Source organism: Flavobacterium sp. N2038 (genome assembly GCF_025947185.1).
In the GTDB taxonomy this organism is placed as follows: domain Bacteria; phylum Bacteroidota; class Bacteroidia; order Flavobacteriales; family Flavobacteriaceae; genus Flavobacterium.
The window spans coordinates 2,210,216-2,229,163 of record NZ_CP110001.1 but is presented as its reverse complement, the minus strand read 5'-3'; the positions used below and the strand labels follow the sequence as shown (position 1 = coordinate 2,229,163).

Below are 18,948 nucleotides of genomic sequence, written 5' to 3'. Positions count from 1 at the left end.
TTTACATCATTATATATTTATCATGTTTTTTTCATCAAAAGAATTGCGTTTTACCAACTAATTGTTTAAAGTTGCACAACAATTATATGACTGTTAAAAAAGTCTAAATTATAACCACTAAAATTGAACGAAATTCAAAAACTAAAATTTAACATTAAACTTCAAAATCATGTTTGGTTTTGGGGCAGTTATTTTACTTTAAATTTTTTAAGATGGGGAGCCTATTTTAATGACTATACCTATTCATTCAAATCAAATCTGATAGAATTCTCTTTGCATATCCCTTTGGTTTATTTTAATCTTTTTGTTTTAGTACCAAAATATGTACTGAAACAGAAATACAAAACTTATACTTTTTCACTTTTACTAAGCTTGTTTGCTATTTACTTAATCAAAACAGCGCTTACCTTTTATATTATATCAGAAAACATTTGGCCAGAAGCCAATCGGGAATATCATCCATTTGAGATTAATCATATAGTAGCCGTTTGTATTGGAGAGCTGTATGTTTTAGCCATGGCTTCCTCTGTTTATTTAACTTTGACATGGCTAAGAGAAAGAGAACGAAACCGTTCACTGAGAGAAAATCAATTTAAAATCAAACTGAAATATCTGGAAAACCAAATCCAGCCACATTTCTTTTTTAACACCTTAAACAACCTATACGCTTTATCTCTGGAATCATCAGACAAAGTTCCTGATGTAATAATCAAACTTTCAAACTTGATGGAATATGTATTGTACGACGTAAAGGGAACCAAGTTTGTTCCACTTATTAAAGAAATTGATTATATCCAGAACTACATTGAAATCGAAAAGCTGCGTTTTACCAATGTTGAAGCCAGAATAAATGTAGAATCAAGTATAGAAGATATTGTGGTACCTCCTCTTATATTTATTTCACTTGTTGAAAATGCCTTTAAACATGGCGGATTAAACAACCAAAACTTAAAAATTAAAATCAATTGCAAAGTTATTGACAATAAACTGTTAGATTTTGAAATCCTAAATAATTTTGTAATTTCACAAAATCTTAATTCAAAAGGCGGAATTGGATTAGTCAATACAAAAAAGAGATTGAAATTAATTTACAAAAATAATTTTAGCTTAAAATCCAGCACTAAATTAAATTACTATATAATCCGTTTGCAAATACCTATTCATAATGAAGATTAAATGCGTATTGATTGATGACGAACCTTTAGCTATCAAAGTCCTGCAAAATTACTTTGTGAATTTTACAGATTTTGAAGTTATTGCCACATTCAATAATTCTTTAGAAGCACTTGACTTCTTAAACAGTACTCCAGTGGATGCTGTTTTTTTGGATATCAATATGCCAATGATGACAGGCTTTGAACTGATTAGTTTAATCGAAAACAAAACTAAAGTTATTATTACAACTGCTTTTAGAGAGTTTGCTGCAGAAAGTTACGATCTGGATGTTTTAGATTATTTAGTAAAACCAATTCCACTGCCAAGATTTATAAAATGCATCAATAAAATCACGACAGAGTTCAATGTCAAAAACAACATAAAAGTTGAAACTGCAAAAGGTGATTCTCATATTTTTATCAAAGTAGATAAAAAGATGATGAAAATTAATATTGAAGAAATTTTATTTATCGAAGGAATGAAAGAATACATTAAAGTAGTTACTCCGGATAAAACCTATATTACACATAAATCTTTAACCTCCTTATCTGAAGAATTACCGGCAGATCGTTTTTTACGTATTCATAAATCTTATGTAATCGCCCTGAATAAGGTAAAATCAATCGAAGGAAATCGTATTCAAATACAATCTTACACCATTCCGATAGGCAGAAACTATAGTAAAGATGTAAAAAACAAAATTCTGGAATAACCCCCGCCTACATCCCATTTTCTAACTAAGTTAAAACTAACACATTGTTGAAAAAATAATGCCGTTGGTTTAAATTTAACATTATTTGTGTCTTTTTATTTTTTTTTGATATTCGTAACAAATATATTTACGGTCTTCAAAAAACAATAAAATTAAAAAATTAACCTTATTACAATTATGAGTTCAGAAAATGTACAAACCAAATGGGGGCAATTTATCTCATTGATAATCGTCTTCTTTTTTTGGGGTTTTGTTGGTTCTGCCAATGATATCCTGATTCCAGTATTCAAAAAAGTATTTACTTTATCACAAGTACAATCACAATTAGTAGCCTGGGCATTTTATGCGGCATACTTTGTAGGGTCAATTATCTTCTTTTTAATATCACTAAAATCTGATGTTTTACAAAAATTCGGATATAAAAAGACACTTTCTGCGGGATTACTTCTTTCTTCGCTTGGTTCATTTTTATTTGTCCCTGCAGCAACAATGCAAAGTTTCCCATTCTTTTTAACAGCTTTATTTACTGTAGGTTTAGGTTTTTCTATTCAGCAAATTGTAGCTAACCCATTAGCAATTAAAATGGGAAGTCCAAACACAGGAGCACACCGTTTAACTTTAGCAGGAGGTGTAAACTCTTTCGGAACAACTATTGGTGCAATCTTATTAGGAATTGCATTATTTGGGATGGGTGACAACAAAAAAACAAATCTTTCATTAGAGGATATCAAACTACCTTTCATTATTTTAGGTCTTGCCTTTATTGTAGTGGCCGTTTTTATGTATTTTTCTAAAATCGAAGATCCTGCAAAAGCAGATGAAGAAGAGGCTAAAATAGAACACAAACATGCTAAATTCAGCATTTTAGATTACCCACAACTTTATTTGGGTATGTTAGGAATCTTTATCTATGTTGGAACCGAAGTTACAATCATCAGTAATTTACCGGCTTTACTACATACAAATGAATTCGGAAACGTTCTTGAAGATGCAATTGCACCGTTTATCGCTCTATACTGGGGAAGTTTAATGATTGGCCGTTGGAATGGTGGTGTTAACGTTTTCAACACTTCAAACCTGGTTAATACAGCTTTAAAATTCATCGTACCGGCAGTAGCATTCGGAGTAATTATTGGAGCTAATATTTTTGCTGCACATGATGTTTCTTCATTCTACATTTACCCAATCTGGATTTTATTATTCATTGCTGTAAGTTTTGTAGGTGGCAAGAATGCTGGAAAGACTTTAATGCTTTTTGGAATATCAGGTTTATTAATGATGGTTGCCGGATTAGTTTATCCAAATCCTGAAATTGCTAAATTCTTCTTTATTTCTGGAGGTTTATTCTTATCTATCATGTGGCCTTCTATCTTCGATTTAGCAATCGCAGGTTTAGGAAAAAACACAGGAAAAGCATCATCTTTCTTAATTATGATGATTCTTGGAGGTGGAGTTATTCCATTGATTCAGGGAAGTATCTGTGATATCGACTCAACAAGCCCAGGTGGAATATTCGGAATTAGCTGGACACACTTCTCTTACATCGTACCACTTCTTGGTTTTGCTTATTTAGGATTCTATGGTTTCTACTGTCCTAAGATCTTAAAAAGACAAGGAATAAGTCACGTAGAAAGCGAAGGCGGCGGACACTAAAAATAAAACATAAAAAAAACTCCCATTTGATTAAAATGGGAGTTTTTTTTTATCACAAATCAGCCAAAAAACTAAGCCACTTAGTTCTAAGCCACTTTACTTAGCCTCAATTATATTACTCAGGTTCTTCTTAAAAACAGCTCTGTTTTGATCCGAAATCTTATAAACAACTTCTTTATCAGCATGAACAACAACTTTGTCTATATTGGCTTCTAATAAAGCTTTAGGATCTTTTATTTTTAAAGTACAGGCTCCATCAAAAAAACCATCGTCTTCAATTATTTTTCGGGCTTCGATAACGGTTCCATCCGTTAAAACAGCAGAAATCATCATAGAATCATTTAAAGTTTTCGAATAAAAACCGTCCATTACCAATAACAAACGATAATTATTTTTCATTTCGGGTCCTTTAAACTCATGACGTGTAATATTATATCGCAGACCTTTTGCCAAAGTTTGAAATTTCACCGTACAATCCAGCTCATAAGTTGCTACATCACCGGCATCGTTTACACTTGTCAGAATCTTGGCCGCTTGTGCATTTACAGACAGACTTGCAGCGAAAAACGAAACTAAAACCAATATAATTTTCATAAGCTTTTTTTTTTACGTTCGTATAAAAGTAAAAAAAAATCGCCTTTTTTCAATAAAAAAAAGACGATTTGAAATTATAATGAACTGATTCTTATTTATTTCCTTTTTCAAAGTCAGCAACAAACTGCGCTAATCCGATATCTGTTAAAGGGTGTTTTAATAAACCAGTAATTGCCGAAAGAGGTCCTGTCATAACATCTGCACCAATTTTAGCACAGTTTACAATATGCATAGTGTGACGTACAGAAGCTGCTAAGATTTGAGTTTCATAACCGTAGTTATCATAAATCTCTCTAATTTCCTGAATTAAATTTAAACCATCTGTAGAAACATCATCTAAACGACCGATAAAAGGAGAAACATAAGTTGCACCCGCTTTTGCAGCCAATAAAGCTTGCCCTGCAGAGAACACAAGAGTTACATTTGTTTTAATTCCTTTGTCTGAAAAATATTTTGCAGCCATTACACCTTCTTTCGTCATAGGTAATTTTACAACGATTTGATCATGTAATTCAGCCAATTCCTCACCTTCTTTGATCATTCCATCATAGTCTAAAGCATTTACTTCAGCACTTACATCACCTTCTACCAGATTACAGATATCAACATAATGCTTCAAAATGTTGTTTTTTCCGGTGATTCCTTCTTTTGCCATCAATGATGGATTAGTGGTTACACCATCTAAAACACCTAAAGCTTGTGCTTCTTTAATTTGAGCTAAATTAGCTGTATCAATAAAAAATTTCATAATCTATATATTTAATTGTGTGTTGAATAAATTCGGTGCAAAATTACAAAATCAATACCAATAACAATTTCAAAATCTAAAGCATTTTGACAATTATGTGTAAAATCTTGTTATTCACACCATTTTCAAAGTTTATAATGATTCATTAACATTTTCTCATACATTCTGTCCGGAAGTGCTCGTTTTAAAACAATAGAAAACTTTTGCATAAAAGCACCAACTTTATAATGCACTTTTGGCTTATTGGTCTGGATAATTTTAAAAATAGCTTCAGCCATTTCGTTCGGGTTACTTCCTGCATCAACATGATCATTCATTGTAGCCAAAACATCTCCGTAAACCTTTTCATAAGCCGAATCTTTAATAACCGGTGCATGATAACGACCAGCCGCAATATTCGTTGCAAAATCTCCTGGTGCTACATTTGTAATTTCAATACCAAAAGATTTAACTTCCATTCTTAAAGCCTCTGTAATTAACTCCAAAGCCCCTTTTGATGCCGAATAAACACTTCTGTAAGGAAGTCCCATATAACCGGCAATCGACGTAATGTTAATTATTAAACCCGATTTTTGATTACGCATTTGTGGCAAAACTGCTTTCATCACCTCTATAGGTCCAAAAAAATTAGTTTCAAAATTATTCCTGATTTCTTCTGTTGGAATTTCTTCCAAAGGCCCAGTAATTCCAACCCCGGCGTTATTAATAACAATATCTAATCTGCCTGAAGTGGCAATAATTTTTGCAATAGCATTTTTAATAGATTCAGCATTTCGAACATCTAAAGCAACTAAAGGAAAAACTGAATTTAGAACTTTCTCCGGATTTCTGCTTGTTCCGTAAACAACAAAACCTCTTTGATGCAAAAATTCGCCAATAGATTTTCCAATCCCTGAAGATCCTCCGGTAATTAAAACGACTTTACTCATTATCAAGTTAGATGTTAAATGTTATAAGTTAAATATGATTGCCTAGGAGTAGATTTAATATGCAGATAGAAAACTTCAAACCTTTCATATATCATTTCTTACTTTCGACAGGGGTAAAAATAAAAAAATCTCCCCTAAGGAAGACTACTTTTATATAAATTCTAAAAAAGAATCACAGTAACAAAAAAAAAAAAAAAGGCAAGCGACCTACATCGCACCGCTCAACCACGTACCCTTGCTATGTTCCCATCCTGGGGGAGTCTGCAGGAGCTGGTCGTGTAGGACTTGCCGGTGCAAATATACAATCTTTTTATATTTTTGCAAGAGCTTTGTTGCTATAAAATTATCGTCGTATATTGGCTTATTCAAAATTTAAACTATGAAAAAATATAACTTCCTAGCTGTCATTTTATTAGGAATCACATTAATTGGATGTGGAGATAAAAATAAAGGTGAAAATTCTTTGTTTACTATCGATGATTCTGCATTTCCAGCTCATTTTACGCAAAAAGAACCGCTTACAATTGGAATTTTAAACCCAAATTCAAAAGAAATCGACAGCGTTGCCTACTTCATAAACGACCTAAGAGTTGGAAGCACAAAAGGCGCTAAAGATTTTAGAATTGAATTACTAGATCAAAAATTAGGCTATCAGTACTTAAAAGCTACTGTATATTTTGGCGGAGATTCTTCTGATGCGACTAAAAGAATTGAATTGGTTTCTGATGTTGAACCAAAAGCATTAAAATTTAAAGTAGTAAATACATATCCTCACGACACTAAAGCTTTTACTGAAGGTCTAGAATTTCATAATGGTGTTTTGTTTGAAAGTACAGGTCAAAAAGGAGATTCTTACTTTAGATCTGTTGACTACAAAACCGGAAAAGTTATCAAACAAGTAGATCTTCCAAAAGAGTATTTTGGTGAAGGAATTACTTTTATTAATGGAAAAATTTTCCAATTAAGCTGGCAGGAAAAAACAGGTTTTATTTATGACGCCAATACATTAAAACTTGAAAAAACATTTACCTACGATAAAGAAATAGAAGGTTGGGGAATGACAAATGACGGAAAATATATTTATCGTTCAGACGGAACTGAAAAAATCTGGAAGATGGATCCAAATACACAAAAATTAATTGACTATGTCAATGTTTATTCTGGGTCTTCAAAAATTAAAGCTATTAATGAATTAGAATACATTAACGGTAAATTTTATGTAAATGTTTGGCAAAAAGATGCAATTGCCGTTGTTAACCCAGCAAGTGGAGCTGTAGAAGGAATCCTAAATATGTCTGGGCTACGCAAAAAATTAGGTCCCAGCATAACAATGGAAGACGTTTTAAATGGAATTGCTTATAACCCAACAACAAAAACAATATTCGTAACAGGTAAAAACTGGGACAAAATGTTTGAAATAACAGTTTCAGAATAAATCAAACACAAATAATTTTACGAATTTCACAGATTTCACCAATTAATTAGTGATAATTTGTGAAATTTGTGTTTTATAATACCTTACAATATTACCATGACAACATTAATAAAAAACATACAAGAACTGCTACAAGTTCGCGAAACATCAATTTCTAAAGTTTCAGGACCAGAAATGGCAGAACTTCCAACAATTAAAAATGCATTTTTAATCATAAAAGACAATTTAATTGAAGACTTTGGTTCGATGGAAAACCTTCCGGAAATAAAAGCTGATAAAATTATTGATGCAACTGGTCGTGTAGTACTTCCGTCATGGTGCGACAGTCATACTCATATTGTATATGCAGGAAATCGCGAACAAGAATTTGTAGACCGCATTAATGGTTTTACATACGAGGAAATTGCTAATCGTGGCGGCGGAATTTTAAACTCTGCAAAAAAACTAAACGAAACATCTGAGGAAGAAATCTATGAACAGTCAAAATTGCGATTGGAAGAAGTTATGCATTTAGGAACCGGAGCTGTTGAAATAAAATCAGGCTACGGATTAACTATTGAAGGTGAAATGAAAATGCTTCGTGTTATTAAAAAACTGGCAGAAAATTATCCCATCTCAATTAAAGCTACTTTCTTGGGAGCGCATGCATTTCCTACACATTATAAAGAAAACAAAACGGGATATATCGACGAAATTATAACCCAAATGATTCCCGAAATAGCAAAAAACAATCTGGCTGAATACATTGATGTTTTCTGCGAAAGCGGTTATTTTTCTGTAGAAGAAACAGAAAAAATCATGCAGGCAGGAATAGAAGCCGGTTTAAAACCAAAAATCCACGTAAATCAATTCAATTCAATTGGCGGAATTCAGTCAGGGGTTAAATTTAACGCCCTTTCTGTTGATCATTTAGAAATTATGACATCCGAAGACATTGAAGCATTAAAAGGATCAGAAACCATGCCTGTTGCATTGCCTTCATGTTCTTATTTCTTAAGCATTCCTTATACACCAGCACGAGAAATGATAAAAGCAGGTTTACCTTTAGCCTTAGCCACCGATTTTAACCCTGGCTCTACTCCATCCGGTAACATGAATTTTGTTGTTGCCACAGCCTGCATTAAAATGAAAATGACACCTGAAGAAGCTATAAATGCAGCCACAATAAATGGTGCTTATGCTATGGGAATTTCAGAAACTCATGGAAGTATTACAAAGGGAAAAAAGGCCAATTTAATCCTAACAAAACCAATTTCTTCTTACTATCAAATTCCATATGCTTTTGGAAGTAACTTAATTGAAAGTGTGCTTATTGAAGGTAAAATATTAGAAAACTAAAATCAGCAAAGAAAGAGCACATCAATCTCTTAAATTATTCTAAAATAAACTTTTAAACTTTGCTTAATCAAATAAAGGGGCTATATTTACACATTGTAATTATAGCCTTTTTCTTATGAATACATTTAGCACTATTTCACTTTTTTTGAACATCGTTCTGAAGAACTGTGCTTCTGTGCTTGTTGAGAAAATTGCATGTTGCAGGAAAAACCCATTTCCAAACGCTTACTTCATAGAACTTAAAATCTTCCCCTCTTTTTAAGCACCCGCGAGTGTGCTTAAATCCTATTCAAACTTTTTAATTATTACCAATTCAGGATATATCCTGACTAAACTCGTGAACAAAGTTTTTACAAAAATAGGGTTACGTTTTACTAATTATTTTTATTAAAACATTTAAAAAGAAAAAGCTATGTCTAAGGCAAATTTAAAAGCTTCATCAACAGATTTGAAAGCAAAAAAACAGGAAAAAATTCTAAAAAAGTTAGAAGATAAACAAAATAAAAAACGCAAATCAAGATAATTAACTTCATAAAAAAAGGTCTGTGAGAAAATCACAGACCTTTAATATCTAAGTGGTATTATATTATCCTTTTGGCCCTACTTATCTTAAGTTGAAACTAGTTTTAGAAACTACTTCGTCATTATCAAAAACATTGATAAAGTAAGTTCCTTTTTCAAAATCTTTACCGATTAAATCTTCTGAAACATTTACTGATTTGTTTTCATACTTAACAGTAGTTTTAAAGCTGTAAGTTAAAGATTTATCACCAAAACTTTCTGTTTTCTTATCTCCTAAGACATTGTTTTTACTGTCAATAACCTGTACATAATACGTTTTATCTCCAGATTTAGCAATTTGGTTTTCAGCAATTGTAAAACTTACTTTCAAGACATCTGCACGACTTGCTTTATCTGTTTCAATTTGCTTTCCTGAACCTTTTACTTTGTAAGCTATAGTTTTAGTATTTAAAACTGATAACTTAGATCCTTTTTCTACTGTTTTTGCCAGCTCTTCGTTTTGACCTACTAATACTTCATTGTATTTTTTAGATTCACCTAAAACTACAATAGTACTATCTCTCTGAACTGTTAAAACTCCGTTTTGTTTTTTCAATTCGTCGTTTTCAGCTACTAACGTTTTCATTTTACCCTGCATCGCCTGAACCTGAGATCTGTATTTAGACACATCTCCTTTTGATTTGTTCAAATCATCCATTAAAGCCACTACTTTATCTCTTTCCTGAATCAATTCATCAGACATTGAAGTATTTTCAGCAATAGCAGCATCATAAGTTGCTTTTAATTCCTGCAAATCTTTCATAACAGATTCTTTTTCTGTCATTGTAGTTGTAAGTTCAGTTTTAACCACTTCTGTATCAGAAGATAATTTAAAAATATACACTAAGCTACCAATCAGTAGGACTGCTAAAACGGCAATTATTGCCTTTAGACTTGAGTTGTTGTTCTTTGGGTTTTCCATATTGAATAATTTTCTTTAAAAACAAATTTAAGAATTAATATATCGTAATAACGTAAGTTGTTACAATTATATTATTTTTGAACAATAATTTTTTTTTATGGATAAACTGATTCCTTTTACTGTAAATGATTTAGCAAAAGTCACAAATCATAGAAGTGGTGAAATAAAGTTTGGTGAGAAGATGATTGTCATTCCTAAAGGAGCCGACAAAATCAAATTTTTAACCGAAAGCGAAGCTAAATACGTGCTCTTAGGAATTCCCGAAGATATTGGCGTGCGTGCCAATTATGGAAGACCCGGTGCTGCATCGGCATGGGAAAGCGCCATAAAGAGTATTGCCAATATTCAGCACAATCGTTTTTCTAAAGGAAGCCAAATTATAGTATTAGGACAAATCAATGTATCTGAAGAAATGAGAGATGTAGAAAATCTTGATTTTAATGATATTGACGATCGTTCAAAATTAAGTCAGCTGGTTGAAAAAATTGACAAAGAAGTTTCTCATATTATCTTTACCATTATAAAAGCGGGTAAAACACCTATCATTATCGGCGGAGGCCACAATAATGCCTACGGAAACATCAAAGGATCTGCACTTGCTAAAGGAAAACCTATAAATGCTATTAATTTTGATGCTCATTCTGATTTTAGAATCTTAGAGGGGCGTCACAGCGGAAATGGTTTTTCGTACGCTTATGAAGAAGGTTTCTTAAAAAAGTACTTCATCTTTGGTCTGCATGAAAATTATACTTCAAAAAGCGTTTTAGATATTATTAAAAAGCTTGAAGATCGTGTTCGTTACAATACGTATGACAGTGTAAATATTCGCAAAGAAAAAGATTTTGACAGAGAAATGGCTTTGGCTTTAGAGTTTATAAGAAGTGATTCTTTTGGAATTGAAATCGATCTGGATGCCATTCCAAATATTGCCAGCAGCGCCATGACCATAAGCGGTTTTTCTGTTGAAGAATTACGTCAGTTTATATCATTTTTTGGGCAGCACAAAAACGCCACATATTTGCACATCTGCGAAGGGGCACCGGATTTAGCAGATTCTCCTAACAATAATTTAATTGGAAAATTAATTGGGTATCTGGTTACTGATTTTATAAAAGCCAACAATGAAAAGATTTAACGATATTAAAAACATAAAACACTGAAAATCAGCATATTTTCTAAATAAACCAAATTTCAATTAAAGGATTAACTGAATAAACCTATCTTTGCACAGAATTTTAGTACTTAAAACTAAAATCTTAATTCCTAAGATATGTTATTCGAAGATCTATCACTTTCAAAAAGTATACAAAAAGCTGTATTTGAAGAAGGCTACCTAAACCCCACTCCAATTCAGGAACAATCTATTCCGATCATTTTATCGGGGAGAGATTTAATTGGTTGTGCACAAACTGGTACCGGAAAAACTGCTGCATTTGCAATTCCAATCATACATCAGTTACACCGAATTGTAGGTTCATCAAAAAAAGCAAAACAAATTCGCGCACTTGTTGTTACACCAACACGTGAACTTGCTGTACAAATTGGAGAAAGTTTTGACACTTATGGTAAATACACCAACTTAACACAATTGACAATTTTTGGAGGTGTTTCGCAAAACCCTCAGGTTGAAACCTTAAAAAAAGGAGTAGATATACTAGTGGCAACACCAGGAAGATTACTTGATTTACACAAACAAGGGTTTCTTGATTTTGACCATTTACATACTTTAGTTTTAGATGAAGCAGATCAAATGCTTGATATGGGATTCATCAACGATGTAAAAAAAATCGTAAAACTAACCCCAAAAAACCGTCAGACTTTACTGTTTTCAGCCACAATGCCTATTGCTATTCGAGAATTGGCAGAAATGTTTTTGAAAGATCCTGAAAAAGTTGAAGTTTCGCCTGTATCATCAACTGCCGAAAACGTAGAACAGCGTATCTATTTTGTTGACAAAACAGAGAAAAGAAACCTACTTTATCATTTGATTAAAGAAGAAAACTTATCAAACGTATTGGTTTTTTCGAGAACAAAACATGGCGCAGATAATGTTGTAAAAGCTCTTCGTAAAAAAGATATTCCGGCTGAAGCAATTCACGGAGACAAATCTCAAAACGCAAGACAACGTGTTTTGGATGCTTTTAAAAATAAAGAAGTTGGTGTTCTTGTTGCAACAGACATCGCTGCGAGAGGAATTGATATCGAACAGCTGCCTTATGTAATCAATTTTGATTTGCCAAATATACCTGAAACATATGTACACCGTATTGGTCGTACAGGACGTGCAGGAAATGGAGGTATTGCTATTTCTTTTTGTGGAAAAGATGAGCATCCATACTGGAAAGACATTCAAAAATTAATAAAAGTTGATGTAAAAACAATTACAGATCATCCTTATCAATGGCATCAGGGAAGCCCGGAAGCCGGAGAGAAACCTAAAAATTCAAACAGAAGTGGCGGAGCTCACAAATCGAGAAAATCAAATGCTTCTAAACAAAATAAAAAACGCTGGTACTAACCAGCGTTTTTTGCTTCTTGTATTAGGTAATTAATAATTTTAAACAACTTAACAGGCTCAAATGGCTTAATGATAATATCATTTATTCCGGAAGAAATAGCCTCGTCTGTAATTTCATCTTTATCAAAAGCGGTCAATGCAACAATTGGAGTTTTTATTCCATTTAAACGAATTCTTTTCGTGGTCTCAAACCCATTCATTAAAGGCATATTTATATCCATTAAAATAAGATCAAAATATTCCTTTTCCAAAATTTTTAATGCTCCAAAACCATCATCAACGACTTTGCAGATATAATTATTTTTCTCAATAATCTTTTTTGTCACTAATTGATTGATGAGATTATCTTCAACAATTAAAATCTTATAAACTTCATTTGAAGTCAGATCAACTTCAATCTCATCAATAATTCTTTTTGTCCTCTCAGGATCGTGCTCAAAAGGAATAACAAATGAAAATGAAGTTCCCTGACCTAAATCACTTTCAAGAGTAATTGTACTCCCAAAAAGCCCTAATAATCGTTTTACGATACTTAACCCTAGTCCGGTTCCTTGATAATCTTCATCTTTTCTGCCTACCTGAACAAATTTTTCAAAAATTTTGCCCTGATCTACAATTGCAATTCCTACTCCATTATCCTTAATCAAAAAATCGAGATAATAATTTTTCCCATCCACACGACTCACATTAACCTTTATATCAACTTCGCCATCTTTAGTAAATTTTAATGCATTACTAACCAAATTCATTAAAATCTGAGCTAATCTAAGTTTATCTCCAATTAAATATTCAGGGATTTCCGGATCGATGTAAACATTAATCTTATTATTATTTTTCTGAGATAAAAATGAAAGCGAATTTTTGATCATTGTGATTTCATCTGAAATATTGAAGGTCAAATTTTCCAGAACAACTTTATTTTCCTCGATTTTATTGATTTGCAAAATATCATTTACAAGTGACAATAAATATCTTGCAGAAAATTTCAATGAACTCAAATGTTGACTTCTTGACAATTCTTTATGTTCCTCAAGCAACATATTTGTTATTCCCACCACACCGTACAGTGGTGTACGCAATTCGTGGCTTATAGTCGAAATAAACTGCGTTTTAAGTAATGAGGCCTCTTCTGCTATTTCTTTCGCTTTTACAAGCTCTAAATTATGTTTCTTTTTAAACCTGATATTCTTAATTAGAGTTACAATCAAAAACAAAAGTATAAGCGAGATAAGAATAAAAAGAATTACAATAATTCTGGATTTTTTTAAACTTTGATACTGCGAAATTTTTTCACTCTCAATTTTATCAAGCTGTCTTTTATATTCATCAAGTTCAAGATTAAAACCGGCTGTTGAAGCTTTTTTTATTTTTTCGAGATTATACAATTCTTCTGTAATCCTATTGTATTTTGTAAGGTTTTCATAGGCTTCTTTGTATCTTTTAATCTTGGTCAGGAATTTAGAATACTCCAAATGTGCATAAGACAAGTCTGATTTTTCATCGGTAGTTTCACCTGCCGCAATTGCATTTGTAAAATATGTATTTGCTGCATCATCTTCATTCTGATAACTTGAATACATACCATTAAGCATCTGTACAATAACCGTTGTAGAGTCTCCACCATATTTTTCACTATTAGTGGTAATAAATTTCAAATAAGGGTATCCTTCTTTAAAATTTCCAACATCAAAATATGCCCAGGCAATATTTACGTTTGTAAAATAAACCTGGCTTGGGTCATTAATCTTAAGTCCGTAAGCAATCGATTTCTTATAATAATGAATCCCAATGTCAAATTGTTTTTTTTCAAAACAATACATGTTCCCCAAATTATTATAAATGTTGTATTTTATAGAATCATTATCTGTTTTATTAGCGTAGATTAAACTTTTCTGATAAAAAAAGATTGCTTTATCAACTTCGATTAATTCATTGTAATTAGCTGCAATAATGGTATAAGCACGTGAAATTAAAGCATTTTCTTTAATAGCAGTAGCAGAGTTTAATGCTATCCGGGAAGTAATTAATGATTTTTCGTAATAGGATTCTCTGTATTCCCGCAGTGCCTGTTTTACTAATTTATCAACTTTAGCTTCTGACAATTTTTCAGACTGTGCTGAAGCCGAATTGATACAACAATTCAGAACTAAAAATAGTAGAAAAAAAATCCGCATTCGGGGCATAAATCGGGAAATTTTCTCAAATATACACTTAAAAATAAAAAGAAGCTGTATTTCATTTAAAAATACAGCTTCTTTAGCATTTGTTTATTCTTTTTAATCAAATACAAATCAAACAGATGACTTATATTAATTATATTTATTCCTGTGCTTCTGTTGAAATCTCTTTATCATTCTCCCATTGACCAACAACTGAAGTCGCCAAAGCATTACCTAAAACATTTGTCGCACTCCTAAACATATCACAAAAATGGTCAATTGGTAAAATTAAGGCAATTCCTTCAACTGGAATATCAAACATACCACAAGTAGCAGCTACTACTACTAAACTTGCTCTAGGTACACCTGCAATTCCTTTACTGGTTAACATTAAAACCAAAAGCATCACCATTTGAGTACCTATGTCAAGATGAACACCATAAAACTGCGCAATAAAAATACTGGCAAAAGTCATGTACATCATACTTCCATCAAGATTAAATGAATACCCTAATGGCAACATAAACGATACAATCTTATCTTTTACACCAAATTCTTCCAGTTCCTCAGTCAATTTTGGAAAAACAGCTTCACTACTTGTTGTTCCAAATGCAATTGCCAATGGCCCCGTAATACGTCTTAACAACTCTGTCATCCTTCCTTTTAAGAAGATATATCCAACCGCAATTAAAACGACCCATAATGTACTAATTCCAACTAAAAACGATCCGAAAAATTTAAAGTATGTAATAACCAATTCCTCTGCATCTCTAATAGCAAACACACCTGCAATGGCACCAAAAACTCCAATTGGAGCAAAGTTCATTACATAATTTACCATTTTTAAAACAATATGTGAGGCTTTATCTAAAGCATTTATAACAGGTTTAACCGGGCTTCCTAAAGAAGCTGCAGCCAATCCGAAAAAGATCGAGAATATTACAATTTGTAAAATCTCATTGGTAGCCATTGCTTCAAAAATACTTTTAGGAACAATGTGCTCTACAAAATTCTCTACAGAAAGTGTTTTTGTTTTTGCTGTCACCTCAGATGCAGCAGCCATATCAACATGGTCTAATTTCAAACCTACTCCCGGCTGTAAAATATTTACATAAAACAACCCAATTAATAATGATATAAATGATGCTGTAAAAAACCAACCTAAAGCTTTTCCTCCAATTCTGCCTACTGTTTTTATATCTCCAAGTTTGGCAATTCCAACAACTAGCGTAGTAAATACTAAAGGAGAAATAATCATTTGAACCAATCGGATAAAAATGGTCGCCAGCATTTTTATTTTATTACTAAACGATTGTGCTGCCTCCGGCGAAATATAATTATGTAGTATGATTCCTAAAGTGGCACCAAGGACCATTGCGATAATAATCTGGCCTGTTAATCCTGAAAGAAATGATTTTTTTTTGGTTTCTGTAACTTGCATTAATTTTTCTGTTTTAAATTAAAATACTAAGACCCTCACTGTCTTAATTTTTATTAATATGTTTTGTTGATTAAATAAAAATCCGCCAAAACTATCGCTGCCATTGCTTCAACAATTGGCACCGCACGAGGTACTACACATGGATCATGACGGCCTTTACCAGTCATTGGTGTAATATTTCCTTTATTATCTAATGAATCCTGAGTCTGCATAATAGTCGCAACAGGCTTAAAGGCTACTCTAAAATAAATATCCATTCCGTTGCTGATTCCTCCCTGAATTCCTCCAGAAAGATTTGTTTTTGTAGTTCCGTCAGGATTATATAAATCATTATGTTCACTTCCTTTCATTTCAGAACCAGAAAAACCACTTCCGTATTCAAATCCTTTTACAGCGTTTATAGAAAGCATTGCTTTTCCTAATTCAGCATGTAATTTATCAAAAACAGGTTCTCCTAAACCAACTGGAACATTTTGAATAACACATGAAACAACACCACCAACAGTATCACCCCGCTTACGAATATCACGAATATATTCTTCCATAATCGCAGCTGATTTTTCGTCAGGACAACGAACTGGATTACTTTCTATTTTCGAAAAATCCAAATCCTGATATGGTGTATCTAAATGAATAGGACCAACAGAAGAAACGTATGCATTAATTTTAATTTCCGGCAACATTTGTTTAGCAATTGCGCCTGCTACTACTCTGCTTGCTGTTTCACGTGCAGAACTTCTTCCACCACCTCTGTAATCGCGAAAACCATACTTCTGATCATACACATAATCAGCGTGGCTTGGTCTGTAATTGTCTTTTATATGAGAATAATCGTCAGATTTTTGATTGGTATTTGGAATAATGAAACCAATTGGAGTGCCGGTTGTTTTTCCTTCAAAAATCCCAGATAAAAACTGAACCGCGTCTGGTTCTTTTCTTTGTGTTACAATTGCTGACTGTCCTGGTTTTCTTCGGGACATCTCAACTTCAATTGCTTCTAAGTCAAGTTGTATTCCTGATGGACAACCATCAATAATTCCGCCTAAAGCTTCACCATGAGATTCTCCGAATGTTGTAACTCTATATAATGTGCCGTAGCTATTTCCCGCCATGTTATTTGTTTTAGCAAATGTAAGTTTTATGAATTAAATTAAAAAATATAAAATTGTGATTATTAATTAAAGCTTAAGCAGTTCAAAAATCATAATTTATTAAAATTGAGCTCAAATTGATAACCATTTGATAAAATAAATATGAAAGGAGTTTCATTCATTTGCTAAACTTCAAATCAGTAAAAATTGAAAAAAAGAAACGTTGAGTTGGTTATCCTTTCTGATGTTCATTTAGGGACTTACGGAAGCCACGCCAAAGAACTAAACAACTACCTATCAAGCATTAAACCAAAAACATTAGTTTTAAATGGCGATATAATAGATGCTTGGCAATTTAGAAAATCGTATTTTCCCAAGGCACATTTGCGAGTTATACAACGTATAATCGGAATGGCATCAAAAGGAACAAAAGTCTATTACATCACAGGAAACCATGATGAAATTCTCCGAAAATTCAGCGACATGAATCTTGGAAATTTTTCTCTTGTTGATAAATTAGTTTTAGAATTAGACCATAAAAAAGCCTGGATTTTTCATGGAGACGTGTTTGATGCTTCTGTACAACACTCCAAATGGATTGCAAAACTAGGCGGTTTAGGCTACGATTACTTAATATTATCAAACCGTTTTGCAAACTGGTGTCTGGCCAAACTAGGGCGTGAACCATATTCTTTCTCCAAAAAAATAAAAGCCAGCGTAAAAAAAGCAGTCAAATTTATTTCTGATTTTGAAACTACAGCCACAGATCTTGCCATCGAAAAAAAATACGATTATGTAATTTGCGGCCATATTCATGAACCGAAAATAATTACCAAAGAAAACAAATACGGATCGACTTTATATCTGAATTCAGGTGATTGGGTTGAAAATTTAACAGCATTAGAGTACCACAAAAAACGCTGGAAATTATATTCTTATGCTGAAAGTAATTTTACCGAAGAAGAAAATTTGTTTGAAATGGAAGATAATTTAACCACAGAATTACTTACTTCAATTATAGCAAAAAACAAATTATAATTTAATTAAAACCTGTGAGCGCCACATTTTGTAAGGCAACTTCATTTTTTTTCTACTTAGAAATGTGAATTATATAACAATTTTCAAAAATTTTATACGTTGTATATGCAACTGTAATAATACATTTGAAAAAATTAATTTAACCATTTTTATGAAAAAAATCATTTTATCTGCCATAATGCTAATTGCCCTGGCATTTACGGCTCAATCACAAGAAATTTCAAAACATGCTTTAGGATTACGCTTAGGAGACAACAACGGATTTGGAGGTGAAGTATCATACCAATTAGGATTGAACCAAAAAAACAGACTGGAATTTGATTTAGGCTGGAGAAACAGCAGTGATGTAGATGCAATTAAAGCTGTTGCACTTTACCAATGGGTATGGAACATTGATGGAGGATTCAACTGGTATGCTGGTGTTGGGGGTGGTTTAGCCGCTTGGGATCACGATTATTACAACAACAATTATAAATACAACGATAGCGGAACTTACGTTTTTGCAGCGGGAGATATTGGTATCGAATACAGATTTAAAGAAGTGCCTATTACACTGTCATTAGATGCAAGACCAGAAATTGGTTCTGGATATTATGATGATGATAATTTTGGATTTGATGTCGGATTTGGAGTTAAATTCAGATTCTAATTAAA

At 32.5% G+C, this 18,948-nt stretch carries 16 protein-coding genes and 1 other RNA gene; 9 read left to right on the top strand and 8 right to left on the bottom strand.

Features of this window, described 5'->3' with window-relative positions; translation table 11 throughout:
- The first annotated feature begins 123 nt into the window (after positions 1-123).
- The 3 genes from OLM51_RS10115 to OLM51_RS10105 all read left to right on the top strand — a co-directional run bounded on the left by OLM51_RS10115 (position 124) and on the right by OLM51_RS10105 (position 3,520).
- Positions 124-1,176, top strand: coding sequence for a sensor histidine kinase (locus OLM51_RS10115; RefSeq protein ID WP_264554191.1), 1,053 nt, complete (start codon positions 124-126; stop codon positions 1,174-1,176).
- Positions 1,166-1,867, top strand: coding sequence for a LytR/AlgR family response regulator transcription factor (locus OLM51_RS10110; RefSeq protein ID WP_264554190.1), 702 nt, complete (start codon positions 1,166-1,168; stop codon positions 1,865-1,867). The genes OLM51_RS10115 and OLM51_RS10110 overlap by 11 nt, the downstream gene beginning before the upstream one ends.
- Before the next feature lie 177 nt (positions 1,868-2,044).
- Positions 2,045-3,520 carry an MFS transporter gene (locus OLM51_RS10105; RefSeq protein WP_264554189.1) on the top strand — a complete coding sequence of 492 codons (1,476 nt, stop codon included), beginning with the start codon at positions 2,045-2,047 and terminating at the stop codon, positions 3,518-3,520.
- A 96-nt stretch (positions 3,521-3,616) separates the two neighbouring features.
- On the opposite strand, the gene OLM51_RS10100 is transcribed toward OLM51_RS10105, so the two are convergent.
- The 4 genes from OLM51_RS10100 to ffs form a co-directional block, all read right to left on the bottom strand.
- On the bottom strand, positions 3,617-4,114 hold the full coding sequence (locus tag OLM51_RS10100; RefSeq protein ID WP_264554188.1) for a hypothetical protein: 498 nt from the start codon (positions 4,112-4,114) through the stop codon (positions 3,617-3,619).
- Between the two features lie 91 nt (positions 4,115-4,205).
- A complete protein-coding gene (fsa, locus tag OLM51_RS10095) occupies positions 4,206-4,862 on the bottom strand; it encodes a fructose-6-phosphate aldolase (protein ID WP_264554187.1) in 657 nt (218 codons plus the stop codon).
- A gap of 125 nt (positions 4,863-4,987) precedes the next feature.
- Positions 4,988-5,791: an SDR family oxidoreductase gene (locus OLM51_RS10090; RefSeq protein ID WP_264554186.1), complete on the bottom strand. Its 804-nt coding sequence runs from the start codon at positions 5,789-5,791 to the stop codon at positions 4,988-4,990.
- Between the two features lie 193 nt (positions 5,792-5,984).
- Positions 5,985-6,082, bottom strand: an RNA gene (gene ffs / locus OLM51_RS10085) — signal recognition particle sRNA small type.
- Between the two features lie 88 nt (positions 6,083-6,170).
- On the opposite strand from ffs, the gene OLM51_RS10080 reads away from it, so the two are divergent.
- Together OLM51_RS10080 and hutI are read left to right on the top strand one after the other, a co-directional pair.
- The gene (locus OLM51_RS10080; RefSeq protein ID WP_264554185.1) at positions 6,171-7,226 is read left to right on the top strand and encodes a glutaminyl-peptide cyclotransferase; all 1,056 of its coding nucleotides are present in this window, start codon (positions 6,171-6,173) and stop codon (positions 7,224-7,226) included.
- Between the two features lie 96 nt (positions 7,227-7,322).
- Positions 7,323-8,564: an imidazolonepropionase gene (gene hutI / locus OLM51_RS10075; protein WP_264554184.1), complete on the top strand. Its 1,242-nt coding sequence runs from the start codon at positions 7,323-7,325 to the stop codon at positions 8,562-8,564.
- 604 nt (positions 8,565-9,168) lie between these two features.
- Here hutI and OLM51_RS10070 read toward each other — a convergent pair.
- Complete coding sequence (locus OLM51_RS10070) at positions 9,169-10,047, bottom strand: hypothetical protein (protein ID WP_264554183.1); 879 nt, start codon at positions 10,045-10,047, stop codon at positions 9,169-9,171.
- A gap of 97 nt (positions 10,048-10,144) precedes the next feature.
- On the opposite strand from OLM51_RS10070, the gene OLM51_RS10065 reads away from it, so the two are divergent.
- Both OLM51_RS10065 and OLM51_RS10060 read left to right on the top strand, forming a co-directional pair.
- Positions 10,145-11,182: a formimidoylglutamase gene (locus OLM51_RS10065; protein WP_264554182.1), complete on the top strand. Its 1,038-nt coding sequence runs from the start codon at positions 10,145-10,147 to the stop codon at positions 11,180-11,182.
- A gap of 135 nt (positions 11,183-11,317) precedes the next feature.
- Entirely contained in the window at positions 11,318-12,565 is a 1,248-nt protein-coding gene (locus OLM51_RS10060) for a DEAD/DEAH box helicase (protein WP_264554181.1), read from the top strand.
- On the opposite strand, the gene OLM51_RS10055 is transcribed toward OLM51_RS10060, so the two are convergent.
- The 3 genes from OLM51_RS10055 to aroC form a co-directional block, all read right to left on the bottom strand.
- Entirely contained in the window at positions 12,562-14,667 is a 2,106-nt protein-coding gene (locus tag OLM51_RS10055) for a response regulator (protein ID WP_264554180.1), read from the bottom strand. The two genes, OLM51_RS10060 and OLM51_RS10055, sit on opposite strands and share 4 nt — an antisense overlap.
- Positions 14,668-14,884: 217 nt before the next feature.
- Complete coding sequence (locus OLM51_RS10050) at positions 14,885-16,165, bottom strand: dicarboxylate/amino acid:cation symporter (RefSeq protein ID WP_264554179.1); 1,281 nt, start codon at positions 16,163-16,165, stop codon at positions 14,885-14,887.
- A 53-nt stretch (positions 16,166-16,218) separates the two neighbouring features.
- The gene (gene aroC, locus OLM51_RS10045) at positions 16,219-17,277 is read right to left on the bottom strand and encodes a chorismate synthase (protein WP_264554178.1); all 1,059 of its coding nucleotides are present in this window, start codon (positions 17,275-17,277) and stop codon (positions 16,219-16,221) included.
- A 186-nt stretch (positions 17,278-17,463) separates the two neighbouring features.
- Here aroC and OLM51_RS10040 point away from each other — a divergent pair, with 186 nt between their 5' ends.
- Together OLM51_RS10040 and OLM51_RS10035 are read left to right on the top strand one after the other, a co-directional pair.
- On the top strand, positions 17,464-18,294 hold the full coding sequence (locus tag OLM51_RS10040; RefSeq protein ID WP_264554177.1) for a UDP-2,3-diacylglucosamine diphosphatase: 831 nt from the start codon (positions 17,464-17,466) through the stop codon (positions 18,292-18,294).
- 151 nt (positions 18,295-18,445) lie between these two features.
- Positions 18,446-18,943: a hypothetical protein gene (locus OLM51_RS10035; RefSeq protein WP_264554176.1), complete on the top strand. Its 498-nt coding sequence runs from the start codon at positions 18,446-18,448 to the stop codon at positions 18,941-18,943.
- Positions 18,944-18,948 lie beyond the last annotated feature (5 nt).

What these genes read in the sequence shown, in the direction of transcription:
- OLM51_RS10070 (WP_264554183.1), bottom strand. Translation starts at nt 10,047, where the DNA reads ATGGAAAACCCAAAGAACAACAACTCAAGTCTAAAGGCAATAATTGCC.
- hutI (WP_264554184.1), top strand. Translation starts at nt 7,323, where the DNA reads ATGACAACATTAATAAAAAACATACAAGAACTGCTACAAGTTCGCGAA.
- OLM51_RS10065 (WP_264554182.1), top strand. Translation starts at nt 10,145, where the DNA reads ATGGATAAACTGATTCCTTTTACTGTAAATGATTTAGCAAAAGTCACA.
- OLM51_RS10090 (WP_264554186.1), bottom strand. Translation starts at nt 5,791, where the DNA reads ATGAGTAAAGTCGTTTTAATTACCGGAGGATCTTCAGGGATTGGAAAA.
- OLM51_RS10110 (WP_264554190.1), top strand. Translation starts at nt 1,166, where the DNA reads ATGAAGATTAAATGCGTATTGATTGATGACGAACCTTTAGCTATCAAA.
- OLM51_RS10100 (WP_264554188.1), bottom strand. Translation starts at nt 4,114, where the DNA reads ATGAAAATTATATTGGTTTTAGTTTCGTTTTTCGCTGCAAGTCTGTCT.
- OLM51_RS10060 (WP_264554181.1), top strand. Translation starts at nt 11,318, where the DNA reads ATGTTATTCGAAGATCTATCACTTTCAAAAAGTATACAAAAAGCTGTA.
- OLM51_RS10105 (WP_264554189.1), top strand. Translation starts at nt 2,045, where the DNA reads ATGAGTTCAGAAAATGTACAAACCAAATGGGGGCAATTTATCTCATTG.
- fsa (WP_264554187.1), bottom strand. Translation starts at nt 4,862, where the DNA reads ATGAAATTTTTTATTGATACAGCTAATTTAGCTCAAATTAAAGAAGCA.
- OLM51_RS10035 (WP_264554176.1), top strand. Translation starts at nt 18,446, where the DNA reads ATGAAAAAAATCATTTTATCTGCCATAATGCTAATTGCCCTGGCATTT.
- OLM51_RS10080 (WP_264554185.1), top strand. Translation starts at nt 6,171, where the DNA reads ATGAAAAAATATAACTTCCTAGCTGTCATTTTATTAGGAATCACATTA.
- OLM51_RS10050 (WP_264554179.1), bottom strand. Translation starts at nt 16,165, where the DNA reads ATGCAAGTTACAGAAACCAAAAAAAAATCATTTCTTTCAGGATTAACA.
- aroC (WP_264554178.1), bottom strand. Translation starts at nt 17,277, where the DNA reads ATGGCGGGAAATAGCTACGGCACATTATATAGAGTTACAACATTCGGA.